21 protein-coding genes and 2 pseudogenes are annotated in these 24,062 nt (G+C 44.8%); 11 read left to right on the top strand and 12 right to left on the bottom strand.

From position 1 onward, the window contains the following. Nucleotides 1–1,367 precede the first annotated feature (1,367 nt). The 4 genes from H6F66_RS27625 to H6F66_RS10325 all read left to right on the top strand — a co-directional run bounded on the left by H6F66_RS27625 (nt 1,368) and on the right by H6F66_RS10325 (nt 5,062). Nucleotides 1,368–2,429 carry a hypothetical protein gene (locus tag H6F66_RS27625; RefSeq protein ID WP_199295020.1) on the top strand — a complete coding sequence of 354 codons (1,062 nt, stop codon included), beginning with the start codon at nt 1,368–1,370 and terminating at the stop codon, nt 2,427–2,429. Between the two features lie 179 nt (nt 2,430–2,608). Next, complete coding sequence (grxC, locus tag H6F66_RS10335; RefSeq protein WP_190420839.1) at nt 2,609–2,866, top strand: glutaredoxin 3; 258 nt, start codon at nt 2,609–2,611, stop codon at nt 2,864–2,866. Nucleotides 2,867–2,975: 109 nt separating this feature from the next. Beyond that, nucleotides 2,976–3,953, top strand: coding sequence for a glutathione synthase (gene gshB, locus H6F66_RS10330; RefSeq protein WP_190420837.1), 978 nt, complete (start codon nt 2,976–2,978; stop codon nt 3,951–3,953). Beyond that, complete coding sequence (locus tag H6F66_RS10325) at nt 3,950–5,062, top strand: Gfo/Idh/MocA family oxidoreductase (protein ID WP_190420835.1); 1,113 nt, start codon at nt 3,950–3,952, stop codon at nt 5,060–5,062. The genes gshB and H6F66_RS10325 overlap by 4 nt, the downstream gene beginning before the upstream one ends. A 25-nt stretch (nt 5,063–5,087) precedes the next feature. Here the strand turns inward: H6F66_RS10325 and H6F66_RS10320 are convergent. The 3 genes and pseudogenes from H6F66_RS10320 to H6F66_RS10310 all read right to left on the bottom strand — a co-directional run. Continuing rightward, a pseudogene (locus H6F66_RS10320) lies at nt 5,088–5,426 on the bottom strand (sterol carrier protein domain-containing protein); the annotation flags it as partial. Between the two features lie 39 nt (nt 5,427–5,465). Next, on the bottom strand, nt 5,466–6,257 hold the full coding sequence (locus H6F66_RS10315) for an IS5 family transposase (RefSeq protein WP_190420833.1): 792 nt from the start codon (nt 6,255–6,257) through the stop codon (nt 5,466–5,468). Between the two features lie 146 nt (nt 6,258–6,403). Next, nucleotides 6,404–7,543, bottom strand: coding sequence for a peptidylprolyl isomerase (locus tag H6F66_RS10310; RefSeq protein WP_190420831.1), 1,140 nt, complete (start codon nt 7,541–7,543; stop codon nt 6,404–6,406). A 480-nt stretch (nt 7,544–8,023) separates the two neighbouring features. On the opposite strand from H6F66_RS10310, the gene efp reads away from it, so the two are divergent. From efp to accB, 3 genes are all read left to right on the top strand, one after another. Further along, a complete protein-coding gene (gene efp, locus H6F66_RS10305) occupies nt 8,024–8,587 on the top strand; it encodes an elongation factor P (protein WP_190420829.1) in 564 nt (187 codons plus the stop codon). Next, nucleotides 8,580–8,768 (top strand): hypothetical protein, encoded by a 189-nt coding sequence (locus H6F66_RS10300; protein ID WP_190420827.1) that lies wholly within the window; start codon nt 8,580–8,582, stop codon nt 8,766–8,768. The genes efp and H6F66_RS10300 overlap by 8 nt, the downstream gene beginning before the upstream one ends. Before the next feature lie 75 nt (nt 8,769–8,843). Beyond that, nucleotides 8,844–9,359, top strand: coding sequence for an acetyl-CoA carboxylase biotin carboxyl carrier protein (accB, locus tag H6F66_RS10295; protein WP_190420825.1), 516 nt, complete (start codon nt 8,844–8,846; stop codon nt 9,357–9,359). A 366-nt stretch (nt 9,360–9,725) separates the two neighbouring features. On the opposite strand, the gene H6F66_RS10290 is transcribed toward accB, so the two are convergent. After that, on the bottom strand, nt 9,726–10,205 hold the full coding sequence (locus H6F66_RS10290) for a GNAT family N-acetyltransferase (RefSeq protein ID WP_190420823.1): 480 nt from the start codon (nt 10,203–10,205) through the stop codon (nt 9,726–9,728). A 505-nt stretch (nt 10,206–10,710) separates the two neighbouring features. Here H6F66_RS10290 and H6F66_RS10285 point away from each other — a divergent pair. Next, the gene (locus H6F66_RS10285; RefSeq protein ID WP_199295282.1) at nt 10,711–11,583 is read left to right on the top strand and encodes a Uma2 family endonuclease; all 873 of its coding nucleotides are present in this window, start codon (nt 10,711–10,713) and stop codon (nt 11,581–11,583) included. Between the two features lie 72 nt (nt 11,584–11,655). Here H6F66_RS10285 and H6F66_RS10280 read toward each other — a convergent pair whose 3' ends face one another. From H6F66_RS10280 to H6F66_RS10270, 3 genes are all read right to left on the bottom strand, one after another. After that, complete coding sequence (locus H6F66_RS10280; RefSeq protein ID WP_190420821.1) at nt 11,656–12,270, bottom strand: GerMN domain-containing protein; 615 nt, start codon at nt 12,268–12,270, stop codon at nt 11,656–11,658. A gap of 90 nt (nt 12,271–12,360) precedes the next feature. Further along, the gene (locus H6F66_RS10275) at nt 12,361–13,173 is read right to left on the bottom strand and encodes a DUF2993 domain-containing protein (RefSeq protein ID WP_190420819.1); all 813 of its coding nucleotides are present in this window, start codon (nt 13,171–13,173) and stop codon (nt 12,361–12,363) included. A 63-nt stretch (nt 13,174–13,236) separates the two neighbouring features. Next, the gene (locus tag H6F66_RS10270) at nt 13,237–15,042 is read right to left on the bottom strand and encodes a proline--tRNA ligase (protein WP_190420817.1); all 1,806 of its coding nucleotides are present in this window, start codon (nt 15,040–15,042) and stop codon (nt 13,237–13,239) included. Between the two features lie 81 nt (nt 15,043–15,123). Between H6F66_RS10270 and H6F66_RS10265 the strand changes: the two genes are divergently transcribed. Together H6F66_RS10265 and H6F66_RS10255 are read left to right on the top strand one after the other, a co-directional pair. Next, the gene (locus H6F66_RS10265) at nt 15,124–16,485 is read left to right on the top strand and encodes a 1-acyl-sn-glycerol-3-phosphate acyltransferase (protein ID WP_242019217.1); all 1,362 of its coding nucleotides are present in this window, start codon (nt 15,124–15,126) and stop codon (nt 16,483–16,485) included. A 564-nt stretch (nt 16,486–17,049) separates the two neighbouring features. Next, nucleotides 17,050–17,529: an orange carotenoid protein N-terminal domain-containing protein gene (locus H6F66_RS10255; protein WP_190420813.1), complete on the top strand. Its 480-nt coding sequence runs from the start codon at nt 17,050–17,052 to the stop codon at nt 17,527–17,529. Between the two features lie 276 nt (nt 17,530–17,805). On the opposite strand, the gene H6F66_RS10250 is transcribed toward H6F66_RS10255, so the two are convergent. From H6F66_RS10250 to H6F66_RS10235, 4 genes are all read right to left on the bottom strand, one after another. Continuing rightward, entirely contained in the window at nt 17,806–18,480 is a 675-nt protein-coding gene (locus H6F66_RS10250; protein ID WP_190420811.1) for an acetoacetate decarboxylase family protein, read from the bottom strand. 30 nt (nt 18,481–18,510) lie between these two features. Continuing rightward, nucleotides 18,511–19,905, bottom strand: a complete 1,395-nt coding sequence (locus H6F66_RS10245; RefSeq protein WP_190420809.1) for a DUF2079 domain-containing protein — start codon at nt 19,903–19,905, stop codon at nt 18,511–18,513. Nucleotides 19,906–20,036: 131 nt separating this feature from the next. Further along, nucleotides 20,037–21,314, bottom strand: coding sequence for a mannosyltransferase family protein (locus H6F66_RS10240; RefSeq protein WP_199295281.1), 1,278 nt, complete (start codon nt 21,312–21,314; stop codon nt 20,037–20,039). Further along, complete coding sequence (locus tag H6F66_RS10235) at nt 21,307–22,413, bottom strand: isomerizing glutamine--fructose-6-phosphate transaminase (RefSeq protein ID WP_190420808.1); 1,107 nt, start codon at nt 22,411–22,413, stop codon at nt 21,307–21,309. Before H6F66_RS10235 ends, H6F66_RS10240 begins: the two co-directional genes overlap by 8 nt. Nucleotides 22,414–22,644: 231 nt before the next feature. Between H6F66_RS10235 and dxr the strand changes: the two genes are divergently transcribed. Further along, nucleotides 22,645–23,838, top strand: coding sequence for a 1-deoxy-D-xylulose-5-phosphate reductoisomerase (dxr, locus tag H6F66_RS10230; protein WP_190420806.1), 1,194 nt, complete (start codon nt 22,645–22,647; stop codon nt 23,836–23,838). 23 nt (nt 23,839–23,861) lie between these two features. On the opposite strand, the pseudogene H6F66_RS10225 reads toward dxr, so the two are convergent. Next, nucleotides 23,862–24,062, bottom strand: a pseudogene (locus H6F66_RS10225) (IS701 family transposase); the annotation flags it as partial.

Genomic DNA, 24,062 nt, shown 5'->3' with positions numbered 1-24,062 from the left:
GCTTAGCAGTTTAGTCGCCAAAACGTCTGCCATTTAGTGCAATATAAACTTGTGATTTGGCTCACTCTCAAAACTTATATGACCCGCTAGAGCATAAAATCTGCTTTGTGTTTGGACTCACTCTGCACACCTGTATTTCAACATTAACATCGGCAGTAGGCTATATGGAGTCTTTACAAGGATATTATCGAGTCTAGGCTATAGTCTATCGCTTATTTGAGTGACACTGTTTGACAATGAAAGGGACTGAGGAGGAGGAGCGGAGGCGATTACATCGGCATTTTAGTCGTTGCTCCGCGTTGTGGAACCCAAGAATGCAACTGTTTCGTCTTCCTCTTCACCAATACCCCTTTTCCCGATCTCTTCGATGCCTTACCCCTAAAAATTTAGGTAATTTCCCAGATGTTTACTCAAAGAGCCAAGCGATCGCTCTTTAACCTCCCAGAAGGCACAATGAACTCGCTTTTGTAAATATATACTGCTCAAGCGCGATCGCTCATCAGTAGTTTTCTGCTAAGTGTTGATTTCTAACCAGTCTAGCCTCTGCGGGGAAATACTGCGTCAAATTTTAGCAACCTCATTTACTACCATGTTTTTCGGTAAATACCCAAATAAATATGGGCTTCGGTTACTTATTAGCTAACGATTTCTTTATTGACAAATTCAAGAATATCAAATATACGCCAGCTTACTAAATAGTTTGTAAACCGTAGGATTGGCTATTATAGCCTGTTGCCGGAGAAACACCTGCCTGACAAATGAAAAAAATATTCCACAACTCTTGCAAGGATTGCTTGAGAACTTTTTGTGTCTTTTAACTGTCTAATTTATATCTAAGGCTACTAATAATCGGAATATACTTAAAATTGCCTAACCCAGACCTTGTTACTGGTTTCGTTTACGTATTTATGCTGATATTGAATTTATAGTTAATAAGTAATACTTACAATAATTAATTATAAATAATCTCTATGAAAAGTTTTTGCTTAGCTCAGGAGCCTTGCCCTGCAATACCTTTGGTGGTTTATGTATAAATGCAAACCAGGCTATAACCGATAAATATCAGATAACTTTATAAATATGCATCAGTAAATTACACAGTATTTTAATCAAAATTTGAGAGTAAATGAAGATACAAAAAAGATTGCGTTCTAGTAATAGACACTAAACTAAACAGTGGATATAGTAGAAATTGAAGCAGCTAGGTAAACATTAGCTTTAATTAAAACAAAGCTAAGCTACAAGTTCCAATTATTAAAATCAGGGTTAACCTTCCTGCTATCTACAACCCAGCATGGAAGTGAAATATCAAGCTTCCCCTAGCGCAACTTCAATACACGCTCAAACAGACTCAGGTTTTAATTACAATGACACGGTTATTTTCGACATTAATTGGACATTCCTTGCTGGCTGCTGGTGTTGCTGTTGTATCTTCTGCCTTAACCGCCACCCAAGCGCAAGCCATTCAGTTTGGATTTAGTAACATTACTCACAATAACGCCATGAACGAGGCAACTGGGGAATCCCAGTTGTTTGTAGATGTCACCGACGCTAGCGGTGGAGAGACTCTTTCCGCTACTCAGGTTTTGTTTAAGTTCAGCAACATCGGAACGCAACTATCTTCGATCACCCAACTTTACTGGGATGACTCCAGCGTTTTGAAGAACATAATCTCAATTACCGATAGCGGCAGCGGAGTGTCGTTTTCTGAGGCGAACAAAGGTAATCTGCCGGGCGGGAATACGGTCAAGTTTTCAGAAGATTTCGTAGTGGATGCTAACCAGCCAACGTCACAGATGGGTGTGAATCCTGGAGAATGGGTTAGTATCCTGTTTAATTTAGATCCAGGCAAAACGTTAAGCAATGTCTTTAGTGATTTACAAAGCGGTGCGCTGCGCCTGGGTTTCCACGTCCAAGCCTTTGGTGATGGTGGAAGTGAAGCCTTTGTGAATAATCCGGTTGCGATCGCCCCCAAACCAACTCCAACTCCAACTCCAACTCCAGCTCCAACTCCAACTCCAACTCCAGCTCCAACTCCAACTCCCGTACCAACTCCAACTCCAACTCCCGTACCAACTCCAACTCCCGTACCAACTCCCGAACCAACTCCCGAACCAACTCCAGTTCCCACCCCAGTACCAACTCCCGAACCAACTCCAGTTCCCACCCCAGTACCAACTCCCGAACCAACTCCAGTTCCAACTTCAGGCGGTAGTACTGGAGTTGACTACAGCAATGGGGGTAGCGGAGTTGACTACAGCAATGGCGGTAACACAGGTGGTAACACAGATGGTAAGACAGGTAATAACACAGATGGTAAGACAGGCGGAACCAAGGAAGTTCCTGAACCCAATACAATGAGTGCCATCTTACTGACAGGTTTAGTAACCTGGGGTTTCGGCAAAAGTCGCAAAAGCATCAAAAAGTAGTCTCAAAGGCTATTTAAAGGACAGTTTTTTCTCCTGTAGAGATACGTATTACTTAAAACGCCTCTCACTTCTCAAGGAAGTGAGAGGCGTTTTTTTAAGGGATTTAGCTTTAACAGGGAAAAGTTAATGTACTTGGGTAGACTAGGATTAACAAATATTAATGAATATTTAAGGACAAAATGGCTGCTAACGTGGAAATTTATACCTGGAGCAGATGTCCATTCTGCATCCGCGCCAAGGCTTTGCTCGATGAAAAGGGCGTTGAGTATACAGAGTATTGTATCGATGGGGACGAGGCAGCGCGATCGCAAATGGCAAAACGAGCGAATGGGCGGCGTTCAGTACCTCAGATTTTCATCAACAATCAGCACATCGGTGGGTGCGATGATACCTATGACCTAGAGGCTCAAGGTAAACTTGATCAACTCCTGCAATAAGAAGTCATTGTGTGAAGAGTGGGGAAGTTGAAACGTTCCAACTTTCTTGCCTCTTCACACGTCTACGGACAATCGACAATGAACAAAAAGCCGCTAGCTGATATCTAAAATGAAATTTGCATTTATCATTGACCCCATCGAACGGCTAGATCCTGGTCACGATAGCAGCGTGGCGCTAATGGAAGCCGCGCAAGCACTTGGTCACGAGGTTTGGATAACGCAGGCTAATTTATTGAGTGTGGTGGATGGCAAGGCTTGGGCGGTGCTGGAGCCTGTGCAACTGACACCAGTGCAGCTGGTGAACGGGCTGTGGGTGGCAGAGCCGGTGTGGTTTGCTGTGGGTGATCGCACGCTCTCTCGACTTGAGTCAATGGATGCGGTTTTCATGCGGACTGACCCGCCAGTGACGGTTCCTTACCTCTACGCGACGTACATTCTGGACTATATCGATGCTGCTGAAACGTTGGTTATCAATTCCCCCAAAGGGCTGAGAGCGGCAAATGAAAAGATGTATGCACTCCAGTTTACCGAGGCAATTCCAGAAACGATTGTCAGTGCCGATAAAGGGGTAATTCGCGAATTTCTGGAAGCAAAAGGGACAGCTGTATTGAAGCCACTGGGTGGGAAAGCGGGAGAAGGGATATTATTTTTGGATGCGAGTGATCGCAATTTTAATTCCCTAATTGAACTGAGTACCCTTCAGGGACGAGTTCCAGTCATGGTACAAACCTATTTACCTGCCGCTAAAGATGGAGATAAGCGAATTATCTTACTCAATGGCGAACCAATTGGGGCGTTAAATCGCATTCCCACAGGTAAAGAATTTCGGGGTAATATGGCAGTCGGTGGTAGAGTAGCGGAGACGGAAATTACCGAACGAGAGCGGGAAATTTGCACCCAACTAGCGCCTACATTACAACGGGATGGCTTAATTTTTGTTGGTATTGATGTAATTGGCGGCTACCTTACTGAAGTTAACGTTACCAGCCCCACTGGTATCCGGGAAGCCGACCGACTAAACGGCACTCGTCTAGGTCATCAAGTGATTGAATGGGTGGAAAAGTTTAAATCCGCAAATTTAGCATGACACTCAGCAATGTTAACGTAGCCGTTGTAGGCACGGGATTTGGTCAGAAAATCCACATTCCCGGATTTCAGGCACATCCGCGCACTCAGGTAGTGGCAGTTTATCACCGGGATCTGGAGAAAGCAAAAGCAATCGCTTCTGCCCACAATATTCCTCACGCTGGCGATAATCTAGAACAAATCGTCACCCTATCGGATGTTGATGCTGTCAGTATCTCAACGCCGCCATTTTTGCACTACGAAATGGCAAAGACTGTGTTGCAAGCTGGGAAGCATTTATTATTAGAAAAACCGACAGCTTTATCAGCAACCCAGGCGCGAGAATTGCACAATATGGCGATCGATGTTGGCGCGATCGCTACAATGGATTTTGAATTTCGCTTTGTCCCCGCATGGCAAAAATTTGCTGAATTATTGGCAGAAGGGTATGTAGGAGAAAAGCGCCTGATTAAAATAGATTGGTTGGTGTCGAGTCGCGCTGATGCCTCGCGCCCTTGGAACTGGTATGCTCGGAAAGACCAAGGCGGCGGTGCTTTGGGAGCAGTTGGTTCTCACGCTTTTGATTATATTAGTTGGTTGTTTGCACCCGTGCAGCGACTATGCGCCCAGTTGATTACGGGGATTCCTTTTCGTCCAGTTCCAGAGACGGGGGAAATGAAGGCTGTGGATGCTGATGATACTTGTACGTTGATGCTACTTTTGGCGGATGGTACGCCATGCCAAGTTTGTATCAGTTCCGTAGTTTATGCAAGCCGAACCCACTGGATAGAAGTATATGGCGATCGCGGGACGTTAGTCTTGGGCAGCGACAATCAAAAAGATTACGTTCATGGTTTTCGCCTCTGGGGTGCAGGCGCGGGTAAATCCCTAGCTGAGATAGAAATTCCTAATCATTTGCTGTTTCCCCAAAATTACACTGATGGGCGTTTGGCACCATTTATCAGAGTTGTAGATAACTGGGTGAAAGGAATTGACGCAGGAAAAGCAGTCACGCCATCGCTGCGAGAAGGGGTTTATTCTCAGCTATTAATGGATTTAACCCATCAATCCCATGAAACAGGTTGCTGGGTGGATGTACCGGATTTTGATCAGTTTCTGGCTAATAGCTAATTGCCACGCTACTCCTAACTTATTATCAAAAATGATCGGACATCCAAGGTTCCGAACCCGCAAATATTTGCGTTGCTGCGGCGATTGCATCAGCAGTTGCTTCAATTTGCCCAATTGTTTGCAGTTGATGAGGTGTAAACAAACCTGTGAATAAAGGCGATAATCCACGCACATCTAAACGTAATTCTCCCCTCCCGCCTTTAGTTACTTCACCGCGACCTCCGGAAACTGCTAAGATAAACTTCCCATTATTATCGGGTAGAATGTTATCCTGAATTTCCAAATGCAATTCGGCTTCTACACCCGCCGGATAACCACGTAATGAAAGGGCTTTTGGCACATTAATTACTCGCACTAGCCATCTTTCTAAGAGGATGTTTGAAAAGGTTTGAGGGGTAAAACTTTATGCCAATCGCCTTACCATGATACGGATCATTGCTAGGTAGATAAACGTCTCCGAGGTTTCTGGCAATAACTCATAGTCTCTAACTAAACGACGGCACCCCATCAGCCAGCCAAACGTTCGTTCTACTACCCACCTTTTTTTGAGCAACACAAATCCTTTGGTTTGCTCCGGTCGCAGCACCACCTGCACAATCCAACGGCAAACGTCCATCACCCACATCATGAATGGGTTGCCATCGAAGCCCCCATCGACCCAAATTGTGTGAAGCCGTGACACCGCTTTTTCCATGGGTTTGACTCGCTTGAGTACCCGTTTGCCGCCTTCGCGCTCACCCACACTCGCTGCGGTCACTAAAACACGCAGTACTAACCCCAATGTATCGACTGTCAAGAACCGTTTGCGACCCTTGATTTGTTTTCCAGCATCAAATCCGACCTGCTTGCTTACCATCGCCGCATTTTTGACGCTTTGAGAGTCAATGATGGCTTCTGATGGACTTGGTTGTCGCTCATGGTCTATTCGCACCCACTCTCGTAAATAGTCATGTATCCTCACCCAAGTTCCGTTGAGCCGCCAGTCGCGGAAGTAGGTGTACACCGTCTGCCATTTGGGAAAGTCACCCGGCAACGCACGCCAGCGACAGCCTTCACACAGAATGTAAAAAATCGCGTTGAGGATGTCCCTCATCTCCACTTCCCGGGGACGACCACCCGGTTTTGCGTCTGGAATCATGTCACTCAAGCATTCATATTGGGCTTGAGTTAGGTTGCTAGGATATGCTTTACTCATGCGGCTCTCTCGGTGCTGTGCAATTCGTATTCGCAGCTTACACCGAGTGAGCTTTTTTACTGCTCAACCAACTTTTAAGACAACCTCTTAGCAAGTAGGGTGGGCAATGCCCACCCTACTTATAACTCTACATATCAACTAGATGTTTATGCTACTTGTGGCTGAACTAGATTTTTCGCCCCTTGGACGACCTTCGCAGATTCAACCTTGTCACCTGCTTTCAGCTTTTGCAAGACTTCTTTGCCTTCAGTTACATAGCCAAAGACGGAATATCGCCCATCCAAGAGGTTGCGTCCTGCTGGGGTCAGTTCTGGTTCAAACAGGAAGAAGAAGAACTGGGAAGAACCACCATCGGGTTCCCCTTCAGGACGTGCCATCGCAACCGCACCGTAGGCGGAGAAGGGAAGCACTGGCTGATCGCGATAACGTCCAGCATCTTCTAAGGTAATGCCATAGACGGGTTCTTGGTCGCCTCTGGCTAGCACTTCTAAGGGGATATTGCGGTACTTGCCAGTTTTTGGGTCAATGAAACCTTGATCTGGCCCTGGTGGATCTCCCACTTGCAGCACGTAGGACTCTTCGGCGCGAACAAACTCCAGACCATCATAGAAGCCGCGCTGAACTAAATCGACAAAGTTACCAGCAGTCACGGGCGCACTGTAGCCGTCAACCACTAGGGTAATGGTGCCTTGATTGGTTGTCACTTCCACGGTGGCGCGACCTTTGAGTTGAGGCAGGTTGCTGTACTCTGATGGCACTTCGTAGGGGAAACTTTGCACCATCATTTCTTCCAACTGTCCCACCATGTCGAGCAGTTTACCGCGCTCAGTCCAGGTTTGTTCTTTATCTTTGGCTTCCACCGCCTCTCGAAGCTGGGAGATTTGCTGCTTCATGTTATCTATGAGGGCAAGGGCTTCGGGTTTTTGCAACTCTGGGATGTTGGCGAGTAATTCGGAGACGCGATCGCTCAGAATCCGATCTGCCCTGGTAATATCGCTAGTGATGGGACTCCAGCGTTTACCTCGCAGTTGGTTAGCGATATCTTCCAAACTGCTTTGCATATTCCGTATTTCTTGGTTCTCAATGGGTAGGGCATACCGTAGCAATGCTTTTCCGTCTGTGATCGCATTTCCAGATGGCAACCCACTATCGCGGACACTTTTGGCTGATGTGTCCCACCAAGCAGCACTAAGTCCTACTGAGAGAGTAATCAGCAGTAGCGCTAAGACGCTAGTTTGAGCCAAGCGCTTGCACCAATTGAGTATAGAACGGTTTTTTTGAAGCATAAATTAATCCCTGGGTGCTGCCAACCAGTTACGGCGGAAGCTTTCGTCAGCTGAAAAACTCCATTCTTAATCTTGCCATACGGGTGTTCACTAGGGACTGGGGATTAGGGATTGGGGACTGGGGACTGGGGACTAAATGCTGAGTTACAGCAATTTTATTTTAGACACGTAAAATTACTATCTCCACCAGTCCCGGTTTCTTAAAAGTTACCGGGTTTTTTCGCTTTCACTAATCATTTAGGGCTGCTATAGCAATCTGAGCCAGAGTTGTAAGACACTAGCCCTTTAGATGCCCGACTTCTTAGAGAAGTCGGGCATCTCGCTTTCACGAATTATTTAAGACTCCTATATGAGATATGAATTCATAACTCATATCTCATAACTTGTCTCCAATCCGCAACCACCAATCCCCAATACCCAGCCCCCAGCCCCTAGTGCGGTAAAATGAATTGCCGATTGTTCTCCCCAAGATAGAGATTCATGATTTCGAGTAACGACTTTCGACCCGGTGTCACAATTGAATTAGATGGCGCTGTGTGGCGGGTGGTGGAATTTCTCCACGTCAAGCCAGGGAAGGGTGCAGCGTTTGTGCGGACGAAGCTGAAAAATGTGCAAACAGGTAGTGTAGTGGAGCGCACCTTCCGGGCTGCTGAAACGGTACCGCAAGCCAACCTGGAAAAGCGCACGATGCAGCATACCTACAAAGAGGCTGACCAGTTCGTGTTTATGGACATGGAAACCTATGAGGAAGCTTCTCTGCGAACAGATCAGATTGGCGATCGCGTGAAATACCTCAAGGAAGGCATGGAAGTGAACGTTATCCGCTGGGGCGAGCAGATAATGGAAGTAGAACTACCTAACTCGGTGGTGCTGGAAGTCACCCAAACCGATCCGGGTCTCAAAGGAGATACTGCTACGGGAGGATCAAAACCAGCAATTGTGGAAACTGGCGCTCAGGTAATGGTTCCTCTGTTTATTACTGTCGGCGAACGAATTAAGGTTGACACTCGTACCGATACTTATCTGGGTCGAGAAAATGCCTAATACCATTTTGGATTTTGGATTTTGGATTTTGAAGCGATTTTTGAGGAGATGGATTCTTCCCAAAACATCGGGTGATTTTGGATTGTCAACTAAAAGCCAATACACAAGTCCAGAATTTGAAATCCGCAAGTCTCAAACAAAATGGTATAAGTCAGAGGAAGAATTAAAAATGCCAAGTTAAAAATTTCGCTTTTAAAATTTTTAACTTGGTATTTTTAATTTTTTTTTTCATCCTTCATTCTTCATTCTTCCCGTCATGTCAATAGATTTCAACGAACTCCGCGAACTGCTGGCGGCGATCGCGCAAACCGATATTGCGGAGTTGACATTAAAAAGCGCTGATTTTGAACTTACGGTGCGGAAAGCGCCGCGCTTTATCGCTCCGGTCGATCCACCTGCCCTATCAACAAGCGATAGCCCCAGCGTTGCGCCTCCCACCCAAGCAGCATCTATTCCTGTGCTACCTAGTCCGGGTATTGAGGTGCCGCCCCGTGCGGTTGCTCCCGTTGCTGCTCCCAATAGCGATCGCAAATTACCAGAGGTGGCATCCCCAATGGTGGGAACTTTCTATCGCTCTCCGGCACCCGATGAACCTCCATTTGTCGAGGTAGGCGATCGCATCCGTACCGGGCAAACAGTCTGCATTATTGAAGCAATGAAGCTGATGAATGAAATTGAGGCTGAAGTGTCTGGTATTGTGATGGAAATTTTGGTTCAAAACGGCGAACCCGTCGAATATGGGCAACCCTTAATGCGGATTAACCCAGAATAATTTTCCTGTTTCTAGATTGCAATTCGAGGTGCGATAAATGTTCAAAAAAAATCTTGCTTTTTCGGCTACTTTTGTCTACGATCTAATTATCTAATAATTGCATTTTTATAATGGAAATATTGACGTTTATTAACAAGTGCAAATATTTCCATTATTTAATATAATAACCCAAAATAATAATATAAAAAGGTAACGAAGATTACACCAAAACAATTTATTTCATATTTAAGTAAGTATTTTTGTGCTTTAGGCAATGCGGTAAACTTTACCTACTTAAACGTAACCCAACGCAGCTGATTAACTGACAAATCTCGGATGCGCTACTAGGATTTTTCTGAGATATGATCGTCTTCAAACCCTCCGCACCTACAACTTCTTGAAGTACCTGGCAATCGGTAAAAGCCCAAAACCCAGCTTTTCATAGGTACGACGTGCCGGGGCATGGCCAGGATCGCCTCCAGTCTCGACCATAGCAACGGACATCCCAGCAACTTTCATCCAATCAAGAGCGAATTGCGTGAGCGCAGTGCCAATGCCTCGACGTTGATAGTCTGGATCAACGGCGATCATGTAGATTTCACCCATGCTGCTCTCCGAGTGGAGTTTCACCGCTACAAAGCCCACGGTTGAACCAGAGTCTATCGCAACCCACACCTTTGTGTCCGCATCAGCACAGACTTCCTCGACAGCCTTTTGCTGGCTTACACGCCAATCGTCGGGATAAAATGCTCGGTACACGTCAAAGTCCATCGCGTTCTGAATCGAATCAAAGACCGGAGTCCATGCCAGAAGCGAAAGACGAATAACGGCATCAAGTTGGCGGGGATCGTATGGTTCAATTTGCATTTTTGTATGGGCTTCAGAAGACGGGGTATCAGTAGCATCAAAACAGAAAATCGGGTTAAGCCGTGTTACATGAATGCTTGTCGTTATACCTATGATATTGCCACGGTTGGAATCAGAATTTTGCCACGACTTTAGCTGCAATACCTTTTTTTATCGTGAAGCGATCGCTCAAAAAAACAAAAGTTAAAGAGCCAAGCCGACTTTAACTTTTGTTTTTTTGATTAGTATAGTTCATTAACTCACTACCTCTGAGTCATTTTGTCATGCCTTAGTCTAAACTCCAGAATTTTAAAAACCGCTATCGAGTTAGGGCTTGATTGCTAAGTTTCCCAATCAAGCCCTATTAGTAAAAGTGCGATCGCAGTTGAGCGATACCATTAACCGTCAAGTGCGATCGCGCTGAGGAGGAAACTTTAGTAGGATAGAGCTGAACCGCCGACTTACTGCAATAGCTGGAAGTGCTGATGTTAATTTCTATAATTATTTAATTTGATGGCAGGTTGATATGATGCAACCCCAGACAACCCAAGAACAGGAATCCCAGAGGCAGGTGGTAGAGTGGGAACCGCCTATGCCACCTACAGATTTAATTTTTGATGATGGTGAACCCTTGGAAAGCAATCTCCACCGCATTGCTATGAATGTCCTAATTCGGTCAATGTTAATCCCATTGGCTGACCGCAATGATTACTTTGCGGGGGGAAATATGTTCGTTTACTACAGCAGCACTCAAGTTCGTAATCGAGACTTCCGGGGGCCGGATTTTTTTGTAGCGTTGAACGTGGATGGTAGAACCGACCGCCAAGGGTGGGTAGTATGGGAAGAAAATGGTCGCTATCCCGATGTAATTGTGGAGCTGATGTCGCCCTCCACAGCAGGGGTAGACACGGGAGTTAAGAAGGATATTTACGAGCAGATTTTCCGTACCCCGGATTATTATGGGTTTGACCCGTTCGAGCCCAATTCCTTACGGGGGTGGCATTTGGATGTTAATCAACAGTATCAGCCACTAATACCGAACGAGCAAGGATGGCTTTGGTGTCAGCGGTTAGGCTTGTGGTTGGGAACTTGGGAAGGAACCCTGGAGCGAATTACGGGGGTATGGTTGCGCTTTTATGACCAAGCTGGTAATCTTGTCCCCTTACCAGAGGAGGCGGCGCAACAGCAAGGAATTGAGCAAGGTTTACAGCAAGGAATCGAGCAAGGTTTACAGCAAGGCGCTTTGCGACAGTTGTTGCGTTTACTCACCACTCGCTTTGGGGACGTTCCTACTGAAATCGAGCCAAGATTACAAACACTTGATTTGAATCAATTGGAAGATTTGGTAGAGGTAGCGCTGACGGCAGGCTCTTTAGAGCAATTCCTCAATCAATTGTAGAATTATCCACCGTTTGAGCCTGTTTTCTCTAGGGGCAGGGAAACTCCGCCCCTATGAATGGCAAAGCAAAAACTACAGTTTAAAATTTTCCTGAAAGGTTTGCCTTGTGAGTGGCTGATCTAGTTCTAAACCTTCACCGCCCAAAACGTCTAAAGGTTTTCCCTCTACATTCAGCCAAACCTTGGCATTGGGATTTTCACTGGTGGCTGTATAGAGAACCTGTGCCACGCGACCTGTCATTGAGGTACTGCCGCCGCCACTGGTAAACTCTTGGGATAGATCCACATAAACACCATCGTCCCGAACCTTCAAACTTCTGAGCTTGGTTCCTTTGGGAATAGTGCTGCTGTAAGCCGGATCGGTTGGGCCAGCCAGCAAACTATTGAAAGCCTCGTTGAGAGGAGCTTGCGATTTGACTGCGGCTGCCGCTTTGACCTGAGTTGGCACCACCTCAATATTGTTGCCACTACTTTTGAGCCAATAGACTTCAACTGTCTTCTGGGCTGCTTGGGGCTTAGTCTGAGACGGCGTGGGCGACTCTTGGGCGATGGGAGCTGGAGAGGTTGTGGGAGACGTGTTTGGATTTACTGCCTGCGGCTCTTCTGGAGCGCACGCCGCAAAAACTAGCGCCGACATACCGAGTGCGATCGCGATCGCTATCCGGCGGACTGGTTGTTGAGCTTGCATATTAATTTCCCTCCTTAAAGATTTATTGGGATTTTTGTGAGGAGGTTTTGATGAGAAATACATTTGAAAGGGGCGCTGCTCCGGAAAAACCTAACGCACACTAGGTACAGCAGTTGGCGCTTTTACTTTCACAAATGCTGCTACCTCTAGCTGTTCCCTATTTACATCTAATTTTAGGATTCTAAGAGCGATCGCAGCATCATCCAAGGTACTGAGATCCAATCGGTCATTCAAAGTGGACAGCAAAGCAGCAACCACTGGGGGTGGCACTGGCGTATTATTAACCAAAACCGACGGCTCAATTAACTGCAACTTAGTTTCTTCGGCAACACTCACCCCTGTCTCCACCGATACACTCAGTTTATCCGCTCCCTGTTCTTGTAATTCCAACTGCAAACGCACTCGGTTATTCCCCAAAAGTTCTATCTTGGGATTGACAAACTCATAACGTTGAACTATCAGTTCAGCTGAACTGCCCAAAAGACGGCTTGCCAGTTTACTCAAACGCTTTGTTACAGCAGGTGAGAGTAAAGCTTGATTAATATCCTCCTGGGTGATAACTAAACGCAATCCCCCCTGTAAAGGTTGCTCTAGTAAAGTCGTCACTGGAGCCTTTCCCCGCTTTTGCAAACGCGCTACATCAATATCAAGGGGATCGGTTTCTAGTTCCAAAGCTGCAATTCTGATTTCTGGTGTTAGCCAGAACCCCCGCCCCGCAACCCGCACTCGCTCGACTTTTCCTCGGACAATTTGATAGTTGGGGGCGTTGTCGATGCGGACTTGCAATTGCTCTATTTTATCAAATCGAGAGCGGATGGCGCTCTCTACTGTGCGATCGAGAACTAATCCAACAGGTGAGACGAGAGCTAGTATCCCAGACAAAAAGATGGCTATAAGTTCCATTAGGTAATATTAATTATTTAATACTCATTCCCAGTTATAGGCTGGGAATGAGTATTGATGTACTTATGAGACAGCAGTAGAAATCCACTCTTTTAAGGCCGATACCACTTCCGAAAGGGGAATTTCCTGTGATTTATGGGTGGCTCGTTCGACGATTTCCACTTTGCCATTATTGAGCGATCGCCCTGTCACCACTCTATAGGGTATCCCAATTAAATCGGCATCTTTAAACTTTACTCCAGCGCGTTCGTCGCGGTCATCTAATAATGTTTCAATTCCCGCTTCATTAAGTTGAGTGTAGAGTTGTTCAGCAGCTTCGACTTGTTTGGTGTCGCCTGTGTTGGGAATTGAAATGATGACTTGATAAGGCGCGATCGCTACCGGCCAGATAATCCCATCTTTGTCATAAGATTGTTCTACCGCAGCCTGCGCCAGTCTCGACACGCCAACACCATAACAACCCATTACTAAAGGTACTTCTTCACCTTGTTCGTTTGTGTAAGTTGCTCCCATTGCTTTAGAGTATTTGGTGCCTAGCTGGAAAATGTGACCGATTTCAATTCCTCTGGCAGTTTGGAGAGTTTGACTGGGATCGTGAATTGCGCGATCGCCTAATCTTGCCTTTCGCACATCCAATACCATTTCTGGTAGCTTAAATTGCTCACCCCAATTTGCCCCGACGACGTGGTAGCCACTTTCATTAGAACCTGTGACGAAGTTCTTTAAATTAACAGCAGTTTTATCAACTAAGCGCACAAACTTAGGATGTATTTGTTTATCCTCAGTGATGTAGTCATCAGTAATATCAGGGGCAATATAACCCAAAGGTAGAGGTTTTGCCGCCCATTTTTGCTGCGCTTCTGCGTCTGGTACTGTCAAGGCGATGATGGTTTTCCCGCCATACTGTGGTGCTAACTTCGTCAGCTCATTTTGCAACTTAACTTCATTAACATCTTGATCTCCTCGGATGCTTACCAGCACCAAAACTTTCATGCCATTGTCATACACAGTTTGGTAGAGAACATTTTTTACAATTTGGGTAGAATGACACTTTAAAAATTGGCACAGTTTATCGATAGTTTCTGTTCCCGGTGTCTCCCGTTTTTCGGAAGTTGTAAATGAGGATTCTTCTGCATCCGGTGGCAAAGAAACAGCCTTTTCCACATTGGCAGCATACTGTCCATCTTCGGTGTAGAGAACTTCATCCTCACCCGCCTCAGCGAGTACCATAAATTCTTGGGAACCAGAGCCACCAATAGCGCCAGAATCCGCTTCTACCGCTCGGAAAGCCAAACCGCACCGTCGCAACATATTGCTGTAAGCTTGGTGCATATCCTGATAAGTTTTCTTCAGGCTTTCCTCATTGGTGTGGAACGAGTAGCCATCTTTCATGATGAATTCTCGCCCGCGCATCAAGCCAAAGCGGGGACGAATTTCATCCCGGAATTTGGTTTGCAGTTGATAGAGGTGCAGTGGTAGCTGACGGTAGGAGCGAATCATATCACGAGCGATCGCCGTAATTACTTCCTCATGCGTCGGCCCTAATCCCAATTCTTGTTTGTGTCGGTCTGTGAGGGCGAACATGATATTCTCAGCTTGGGTGTAAGTATCCCAGCGCTCCGATTCTCGCCATAAATCTGCTGGTTGCAATTGTGGCAGCAGACATTCTTGAGCGCCTGTTGCATTCATCTCTTGGCGCACGATTTGGGAAACCTTTTGCAGCACTCGCCACATCAAGGGAAGATAGGCGTAAATACCGCTACCGATGCGACGAATATAGCCTGCACGGAGCAGTAATTTATGACTGGGGATTGTTGCTTCCGCTGGATCTTCCCGCAGCGTAACAAAAAGCATTTGTGACAGTCGCATCAGTGGTTGCCTCTACAGATGGGAAAATTATTATCTAAGCTAAGTCTAGGATGTCTAATCGCAAGTTATAAGGATAGGACATTGCCAGATTTCATGATACAGGCTCAACCACCGCTAGAATTTATTCCGCCAGCTTTCAATCCTCTAGTTTTACGCTCCGCCCAGATGGTGCTACCGTTTTGGATGCGATCGCATACAGCAATTACCCAAATTCAAGCCGACAACCTGGAGGTTTTGGTTGATCTGTATCGCCAATTTCAGGACGGAAAAATCCGCTTCCTAATGGCATTTCGCCATCCCAATGCCGAAGATGCGCTGTGCATGGCTCACTTGATGTGGAAATTGGTGCCACGGGTAGCACAACAACAAGGCGTATCCCTGCAAAATCCCCTACATTTCCACTTTATCTATGACCGGGGAATTCCCCTATGGGCAGGCACACACATGGGCTGGATCTATTCTCGCTTAGGTGGCACCCCCATTCATAGAGGCAAAGCAGATTGGTTAGGGTTAAAGTCGGCGCGTGACTTGTTTGCTAATGCTCAGTTTCCGATGGCAGCTGCCCCAGAAGGTGCCACCAACGGTCACAATGAGATTATCAGTCCACTAGAACCAGGTATCTCTCAATTAGGCTTTTGGTGTGTTGAAGATTTGCTTAAAGCTGGACGCTCCGAGCAAGTTTTGATTGTACCAGTGGGGATTAAATATCGTTACCTTGAAGCTCCCTGGAAGTCTTTAGAAAAGCTTTTAGGTGAATTGGAAGCAGTTAGCGGTTTAACCGCATATGCAGAAAGTGCTGAGCCTGATGTTTTAAATCCTCATTTTCTCTATAAACGCTTGTATCGTTTAGGGGAACATTTACTCTCATTAATGGAGGATTTTTATACCCGATTTTATCATAAAAATTTGCCAAAGAATGAAGCCTTGGAAGCTCGACTTCAAGCTTTGATGGATGCGGCGCTACAAGTTGCAGAGCAATATTTTGACTTACCGCCCAAGGGAAGCGTGATTGACCGCTGTCGTCGCCTAGAGCAGGCTGGTTGGAATCACATTTATCGAGAAGAATACAAGAATATAAAGGCACTGTCTCCCCTAGAAAGGGCATTAGCTAATCGAATAGCTGACGAAGCAAACAGCCATATATGGCATATGCGCTTGGTAGAAACTTTTGTGGCAGTTACAGGCAAGTATGTTATAGAAAAACCAACAGTAGAACGCTTTGCTGAGACAACTTTACTTTTATGGGATATGGTGACTCGCATTAAGAATAGTAATCCTTTTGAACGCCCTCGTCTTGGCAATCAACAAGTAGAGATGACTATCGGGCAACCAATATCTGTTTCAGAACGTTACGCAGTTTATCAAGAAAATCGTCACGGTGCCAAACTTGCTGTAACCCATTTGACTAAAGATTTGCAACACGGGATAGAGAGTTTAATTTAGTGAAATCCTAAGGAATTTGTAGCTTGCTTGGGCGTATGCCTAGCAAAATTTCAATAGGTTGTGTTTCTCCTTTAAACCTTCCCATCTAGCTTCATCTGCATCAAAATCAGGTGGAGCAGGCTGGGTTTTAGCAAACCAGTCTCTTAAAGCCTTGATTTTATGTCAGTTGCAGCAGATGGTACGCAACTTACTGGCAGAAGGGATGGGTGTAGAACAAGTAACTCGGTTAACTGGTTTGTCTGTAGCCCAAGTAGAGGAACTGAGCAGTTAAACGCTGTAAATTAGCAGATATTACCTTACCTTACTTGTTTAAATTCTAAGAGCGATCGCCTTCTGAGATTTTTTTTAAGTGTTGCGCGATCGCTTACTTTTTCATATCTTCCTTTGGTTATAAATTTATAACTTATCTACCCTCTCGTTGATGGATTTGTCTTGGGGATCGTAATCTATCTTCAGCGGGGTTAAACCATCATCGATTATTAGTTAATTTTCTTTAAGAAAGCGAAAAGTAGTTTTCTGAGTAACTGCGGAAACTAAGCAATAATTGATTTTTTGGAGGGCATTATGACATTCACCACTACGGGTAGCTACGACAAAGGTAAAGAAGCTCTTAAGGGCTTGAATGTAGACGATCAGCTAGGATTGCTGTGGTTTGTTTACACTAAGATGGGTAAATCAATCACACCAGCGGCTCCAGGGGCTTCTGGCTCTGATATTGCACAGGGATTGTTCAATCAAGTTAAAGAACTCTCCCATGAAGAACAGCTGCAAGTTCAGCGTGACATCGCTACAAATGCTAATACTCAGATTAGCCGTCAATACGGCTCTTTGAGTCCTGAAACTAAGCTGGCTTTCTGGTACTTTTTAGCGCAAGGAATGGACAACGGTACCATCATTCCTATGCCTCCTAATTATGAACTTCCCCAAGAAGGAAAAGACTTGTTAGCGCAAATTGAAGGCATGGATTTTCAGCAGCAAATTGATTTCTTACGTGGTGCTGTATTACCTATGGGTGCTGAAGCTGCACCGGGATCTGATATCTAGAAAGATTAGTAAATATCGGACTGATTCCTCTCAATCATCCTCCGCTAATTGGGGAAGCAATTAGCGGTTTTTTGATTTTTGCGATCGCTCTTTAAGGTGGCGCTAGACAAACAAAGTTAACAAAATAGTAGGTTGGGGAGCCACACAAAAAGCGTATTTTTATACGCCCTTACGAGTGGTGTTTGCGGTAACGCAACAAATGCAATATAAGCATTTGTTGCGTTTTGCTATTTCGGTCAGCCTAAATACAATTGTTATGAATTGGTGTTCTAGTGCTTACCGATAGCTAAACTCAGCTTCTCTTGCTGTGCCTCCCACTACTTCCGGCGCATCTACAACAATACGCATTTGGTCGCAGTAAACTGTTACCAAAGGCTGACCTAAGCCTAACTGGGAGAAAGGACTAATTGTAGGTACTTCCAATTTGCCACTAACTGCCTTTAGCTGAGACTCTAATCCACTTTTGAAAAATAGCACATTGGAGTCTAGGGTACTGAAGGCAGATCCGGTTAAGGGTTGTCGCCACCAGGTAGAAAGGGGTAATGGGGTGTTTGTGTAACTGAGGCTGCACAACTGCTTATCGCCTTGACGGACAGTGACAAGAGAATTGTCGCCTTTTTGCCACGTAAATTCAGCTATTTCTTTGGGTAGTCCCCAAATTTCTCGTCCACCAGCAACAGAATCAGAATTGTCTACATAAATATGGGAAACCCAACCGCCCAATTTTCCTTCATAGCTGACGATACCAGGGACAACAATTAACTCGCTGTACTCTAATACTGAACCTGTGCCGTAATAGGATAAGTAAACCCCGCCTAGCGTTTTTCCTGGGAATACAGAGACGATTTCAAACTCTGGAGGGATGAAAGGACGCGCTTTGGGAATATCTACCAAATGCAAGGTTTGTAATGCGTAACCTTGAAGCGTCCAAGGTGCCTGGGGATATGTCATTTGAAACTCCTAAAATCGTATTTAATTTTATTAAGACTTTTTTCTAAACAAATAAACATCATCACGTCGATAGGTTAATTGAAATTGCGGTGCATTTCTGAGTTGATTGACAAAGTTGGCGGCAAATTCTCGATTACCAGATCCGCCGGGATAACGCACATTCAGCAAGACATACTCAAAGGCTGAAAGGCCGGCGGGTGGTGGATTAAAATCGTCAACGAACTGGATCAGGCGGCGGTGGGTTAAATGGGGGACAATTCTGTGGGTAGTTAAGACACCATCAGAAGTTTGAATTTGCGCGATCGCTTCCCGCGTTGCTTGCCAATTATCTAGCGAAATCTGATATTTTGACCAAAAATACCCATACTTTGCTAATGCTAAGAAAGCTACTAGCGACCAGAGAATTATCGCCTTTCTATTTTTCAACCAACTACGATTAGCAGCAAGACTAGAAATTACAGCCAGCAGCAGAAAAGGCAAAATTGGCAAAGAATACTGATGAATTAAATCCCGTTGATGGGGTTTGTCGGAAAGAATGTTCAACATGAAAGCGGGAATAGAACTCACCAAAGGAGTTAAATGCTGCGGCGAAAGCCCCCAAATTAACGGTAAAATTAAAAGTATTAAATAGTTTATGGTATTAATTGAGAATATTCTTCCTAACACCAATTCTGGCTTAAATACTAAATTTCTCGCAATGTCTAAAACTGAATTGCCGAGATAACTGTAACGTTCCACTGCTGCGGCTTCACTGCTGCTGAAGAACGGAATAACCACCTGAGTTGCAATGAGGAACCAGGCAATACCAGCGCAGAGAGCAAAAGCACCATAAAAACGTCTCTTCTCGAACACCAGCAGCCAGAAACCCATCGCCGCTACAGTTAGAGATAAGACAGCTTTACATCCCAAAATAAAAATAATACTTAAACAAAACCACCCGATTTTACTTTCCCTAGCACACCATACGGCTGCTAAAAAGACGGGAACAGCCATAACTTCTGGGTGAAATTCAAATAAATTAACATTAAAAATTAACGGGTAGAGTAAGTACGCCGCTGCCATTGCTACGCATTGTGATTGTTTTAACCCCGCCTGATGTGCAAGGTGCCACATCGGTAATGCACCCAAAGATAAGGCAACAGCTTGGACTATCAATAACCAGTGAACATTTGGGAAAATTTTGTAAAATAAAGCCAGCGGATAAACTGCCCAAGCTGCATGGTTTCCCATGTGATGAAAGCCGAGAATAGAGGAAATCGGCGGTTGTCCTTGACTGATTAAATAAACTACTTGATCGTAAATTCCCAGGTCAAAAGCCCCCGATTGAAACATTGCGTGTCTAAGACTGCTACACGCAAATAAAATTAAGATACTTGTGCCGATTGTTAGCGCCACAGCACCAGGCTTTAACAGTTTTTCTTTCATAATATTTTTGAACCGCTTCAGGCACAGGGTAAATCTCTGTTGATCCCTTATATTATTAGAGGAAATTTCCACCAATTGGTTTGATAGCGGGCATTGCCCACTCTACATTAATTGCTGAATTAATCCAATCTTCACCCTGCCCAGAGGTGTTGGGCAAATCTAATAGATAAACTGGCAAGAAAGATGGTGAAAAAGCCGATTGTAGGGTATCCCCAACGCGGATAACGGGAAAGTAATAAACCAAGCGCGATCGCTAGTGATACAATTCCATAAGCAATCCGACCAATTGACCAAGTACCTCCAGAGTTCAAAATTAATCCCAAACCACAAAAACCATAAATTACTGTCACCAAACTCAACTGTTTGCGTAAGTGCCATAACAAGTAGCCACCACCTACTAAAGCAACCGTATTAATCAACGGATCGCCCGCCACGAGCCATAAAATTAACCATAACAAACAAAAACCATATCTAACTTTAACCTCACCCAATTTTTTCCGGAATCGCCACAACAAAAAGCCACTAGCGACAATAATTAAAAATAGCAGTGGATGCAAAGGGTCTACAATTGAGCCGTGTTTCCAGTTTGCTGTCCCCACCGAAATTTGCATCAGCATTTTCCCCCAACCTTGCCAATCAAACCCCACATTTTGTCGCCATCCCCGCTGTGCATTGACAAACGCTAAGGGGTCTGCAAAACGAATCCAGCAATACAAACTAAACAGCAGCAAACCAACTGCGGTAGCTAAACTGGAAACGTAGGCAATCAGGGGTCTGCGTTGTCTCCAGGCTACTATCAAAAAAGCGGGGATAAGTGCTATCCCAGTTGGTCGAGTTGCAGTTGCTAATGCACCGCACAAAGCTAACCAAAAATACTGTTTTTTATCAAATGCTCTCAAAGCGGCTGTACTTAGTAACAGAAACAGCCCTTCTGTATAAATTACCGTTCCAAATAGAGAAAACGGACACCAAGCGAGCACAGCACTTGACCACCTTGCAGCACTTTTTCCATGATTTTCTTCTACCCAAAAGTAAACAATAATTATTGCGCCCAAAAAGGCAAAATTGTTTACTAATGTTCCTACTACTTCAAAGGGTAAGCCAAGGAGCATTATTCCACGAACAATTAAAGGAAATAGGGGAAAAAAAGCAACATTATGCCCTTTTCCATCATTGATATATTCGTAGCCAGTAGTAGCGATCGCGCGATAATGTACACTATCCCAATAATCGAAAACTCCCCAGCCAAACGTAGGCGCAACCCCACCTGGTGGAGCCGGAAGCAGCGGAGCAATCAATATCATTGCTATCAAAATCACGAGTCTGCTAATTAGCCACATTCCCACTGCAAAGATGAAAGCATTGTTTAAAAAAGCTTTTTTTGTATCAATTGTTCCAGCTTCATTCATGAGTTATAGCCTTAGTTAAATTCCTGGGGCGGTCAACATCGACTCCCCGATGCACTCCGAGATAGTAAGCCAAGATTTGCAGGGGAATAACTGTTAAAAGGGGAGAGAGTAATTCGTCTACTTCAGGTACAGACAACACATCATCAAATATTTCAGACTTGATGGATGTTACCCCAATTAGGCGAACACCACAAGCCTTTGCTTTCTGAGCATTTGCAAGGACTTTTTCGTAAACGACACCAGGCATAGCGATCGCTACCACAGCAACTTTAGAATCTAGGATGGCAATTGGCCCGTGCAAAAATTCTCCACTATGATAACCTTCGGCGTGAATATAGCTGGTTTCTTTTAGTTTCAATGCTCCCTCTAAAGCAATGGTAAAGTTAATACCTCGCCCTAATAAAATCCAATTTTGTGTTTCCTTTAAATCTTGCGCTAATTTTTCAATATCGTCTTTTTGGGTTTGCAAGATTATGTCTATTTTCGCAGGAATTTGTCGTAATTGTGCCATGATTTGATGTAATTGTTCCGCCGATAAAAATTGGCGGTAGTAAGCCAAATCAAGAGCTAAACAGTAAAACGCTATCAACTGAGCCACAAACGTTTTTGTGGCAGCGATCGCTACTTCAATTCCTGCCTGCGTATGGATAGTATGATCTACCAGTTTCTCTAAAGAACTTCCTGTTTTATTGGTAATTCCTAAAAGTCGCTGCTTCACCCTACGATTTTTTTCTATTTCCAACGCAGCGAGTGTATCTGCGGTTTCTCCGGACTGGGTAACGCCAATGATAAGTGTGTTAGCAGTTGGGGGCGGTGGTGCATCTCGAAATTCCGCAGCATCATGTACTATAGTGGGAAGTTTTGCCACTTGTTCAAACAAAGATTTACCTACTAAGCCGGCATACAAACTACTACCACAAGCAATAATTTGAATTTGGTTTATATCAAGGTAAAACTTAGAGTAAAAACCTAAATTTATGATGTGTTCACCTAATGCTGGTATTGACTGATTAGTAAAAGCATCTAAACAAGCTTGTACCACGGCTGACTGCTCGTGGATTTCCTTAAGTGTGTAATGTTCAACTTTATTTTCTTTCATCAGTATCTCCGTTAAATTAATTTCGACTACTCTTAAAGTTGAAAAACATAATTATCATCTTTTGTCAATTGTCCGTTGAGGTTAAAGTTGAGTATAAATTATTGTTGTTAGGTTGAAAAGTTAGAACCTGACAAGGCTTTAACTTTTCAATCCGGCAACGTTTCAATGACCAACGACTAAGACAGCCCAAACAATCGTATAGTGTAAAGTACAGCGAATTATTAAATAAATATGAAAGCGATCGCTCTCCTTGGCTCTACCGGATCAATTGGAACTCAGACGCTAGATATCGTGGCTCAGTACCCGGACCAGTTTCGGATTGTAGGGTTAGCAGCTGGACGCAACGTAGAAATGCTTGCTGCACAAATACGACAGTTTCGCCCAAGCATAGCAGCCATCTGCGAAGAAGAGAAATTGTCAGAACTGAAAGAGGCGATAAAAGACCTCGACCCCCAGCCCGTCCTACTTGCGGGCCAAGCCGGGGTGATTGAAGTTGCCCGTTACAGCGATGCCCAAATCGTAGTCACTGGTATTGTCGGCTGTGCAGGTCTATTGCCAACCATCGCTGCAATTGAAGCTGGAAAAGACATTGCTCTGGCAAATAAAGAAACTCTAATTGCTGGGGGGCCAGTTGTGCTGCCTTTGGTGGAGAAATATGGCGTTAAGTTGCTGCCAGCTGACTCAGAACATTCTGCCATCTTTCAGTGCCTTCAAGGGGTTAAGATGGGCGGCTTGCGGCGAATTTTGCTCACGGCTTCAGGAGGTGCTTTCCGCGATTTGCCTGTAGAAAAATTAGCAACAGTTAAAGTTGCAGATGCCCTCAAGCATCCTAATTGGTCAATGGGTAAAAAAATTACTATAGACTCCGCCACCTTGATGAATAAAGGGCTAGAAGTAATTGAGGCTCATTTCCTATTTGGCATGGATTACGACCATATTGATATTGTCATTCATCCCCAAAGTATTATTCACTCATTAATTGAGTTACAAGATACTTCAGTTTTAGCTCAGTTGGGTTGGCCTGATATGCGTTTGCCGCTGCTTTATGCGTTGTCATGGCCGGAACGAATTCATACAGATTGGCAACAGTTAGATTTAGTAAAAGCTGGAAATTTAACTTTCAAAGAACCAGATCATCAAAAGTATCCCTGTATGCAACTTGCCTATACAGCGGGAAGAGCTGGTGGTTCAATGCCTGCTGTATTGAATGCGGCAAATGAACAGGCAGTGGCGCTCTTTTTGGAAGAAAAAATCGAATTTTTGGATATTCCGCGTTGTATTGAATATGTATGCGATCGCCATCAATCCGACAATCGACCAAATCCTTCTCTTGATGACATTGTAGCAGCCGACGAATGGGCAAGGCAGGAAGTTTTAGCGGCAAGAGATAAGATTGGACGCGATCGCCTTCTCTTCCTTAGCTAAGATAAATTCATCATTGACAGGAGTTACGCAGTTGGTACAAGAGTCAGCCAAGGAGCCGCTAAGTAGGAACGCACCGCCTCCCGAACAATACTGGCTTTGGACTCATACCAACTAATGCCAGTATTAAACCAATGCATCTCCAGGCGTAGAAACGCTCGAATCGCCAAACCAATGTGATTGCGTTGAGCACGAGAAGAACGCACTTGGGCTTTTTCAACCCCACA

Source organism: Trichocoleus sp. FACHB-6 (assembly GCF_014695815.1).
In the GTDB taxonomy this organism is placed as follows: domain Bacteria; phylum Cyanobacteriota; class Cyanobacteriia; order Cyanobacteriales; family FACHB-T130; genus Funiculus; species Funiculus sociatus.
The sequence above is the reverse complement of the archived record's forward strand: the minus strand, read 5'-3'. Positions and strand labels throughout refer to the sequence as shown.

Excerpts from the sequence above, each read along its gene's own strand:
- H6F66_RS27625 (WP_199295020.1), top strand. The coding sequence starts at position 1,368 with ATGACACGGTTATTTTCGACATTAATTGGACATTCCTTGCTGGCTGCT.
- grxC (WP_190420839.1), top strand. The coding sequence starts at position 2,609 with ATGGCTGCTAACGTGGAAATTTATACCTGGAGCAGATGTCCATTCTGC.
- gshB (WP_190420837.1), top strand. The coding sequence starts at position 2,976 with ATGAAATTTGCATTTATCATTGACCCCATCGAACGGCTAGATCCTGGT.
- H6F66_RS10325 (WP_190420835.1), top strand. The coding sequence starts at position 3,950 with ATGACACTCAGCAATGTTAACGTAGCCGTTGTAGGCACGGGATTTGGT.
- H6F66_RS10315 (WP_190420833.1), bottom strand. The coding sequence starts at position 6,257 with ATGAGTAAAGCATATCCTAGCAACCTAACTCAAGCCCAATATGAATGC.
- H6F66_RS10310 (WP_190420831.1), bottom strand. The coding sequence starts at position 7,543 with ATGCTTCAAAAAAACCGTTCTATACTCAATTGGTGCAAGCGCTTGGCT.
- efp (WP_190420829.1), top strand. The coding sequence starts at position 8,024 with ATGATTTCGAGTAACGACTTTCGACCCGGTGTCACAATTGAATTAGAT.
- H6F66_RS10300 (WP_190420827.1), top strand. The coding sequence starts at position 8,580 with ATGCCTAATACCATTTTGGATTTTGGATTTTGGATTTTGAAGCGATTT.
- accB (WP_190420825.1), top strand. The coding sequence starts at position 8,844 with ATGTCAATAGATTTCAACGAACTCCGCGAACTGCTGGCGGCGATCGCG.
- H6F66_RS10290 (WP_190420823.1), bottom strand. The coding sequence starts at position 10,205 with ATGCAAATTGAACCATACGATCCCCGCCAACTTGATGCCGTTATTCGT.
- H6F66_RS10285 (WP_199295282.1), top strand. The coding sequence starts at position 10,711 with ATGATGCAACCCCAGACAACCCAAGAACAGGAATCCCAGAGGCAGGTG.
- H6F66_RS10280 (WP_190420821.1), bottom strand. The coding sequence starts at position 12,270 with ATGCAAGCTCAACAACCAGTCCGCCGGATAGCGATCGCGATCGCACTC.
- H6F66_RS10275 (WP_190420819.1), bottom strand. The coding sequence starts at position 13,173 with ATGGAACTTATAGCCATCTTTTTGTCTGGGATACTAGCTCTCGTCTCA.
- H6F66_RS10270 (WP_190420817.1), bottom strand. The coding sequence starts at position 15,042 with ATGCGACTGTCACAAATGCTTTTTGTTACGCTGCGGGAAGATCCAGCG.
- H6F66_RS10255 (WP_190420813.1), top strand. The coding sequence starts at position 17,050 with ATGACATTCACCACTACGGGTAGCTACGACAAAGGTAAAGAAGCTCTT.
- H6F66_RS10250 (WP_190420811.1), bottom strand. The coding sequence starts at position 18,480 with ATGACATATCCCCAGGCACCTTGGACGCTTCAAGGTTACGCATTACAA.
- H6F66_RS10245 (WP_190420809.1), bottom strand. The coding sequence starts at position 19,905 with ATGAAAGAAAAACTGTTAAAGCCTGGTGCTGTGGCGCTAACAATCGGC.
- H6F66_RS10240 (WP_199295281.1), bottom strand. The coding sequence starts at position 21,314 with ATGAATGAAGCTGGAACAATTGATACAAAAAAAGCTTTTTTAAACAAT.
- H6F66_RS10235 (WP_190420808.1), bottom strand. The coding sequence starts at position 22,413 with ATGAAAGAAAATAAAGTTGAACATTACACACTTAAGGAAATCCACGAG.
- dxr (WP_190420806.1), top strand. The coding sequence starts at position 22,645 with ATGAAAGCGATCGCTCTCCTTGGCTCTACCGGATCAATTGGAACTCAG.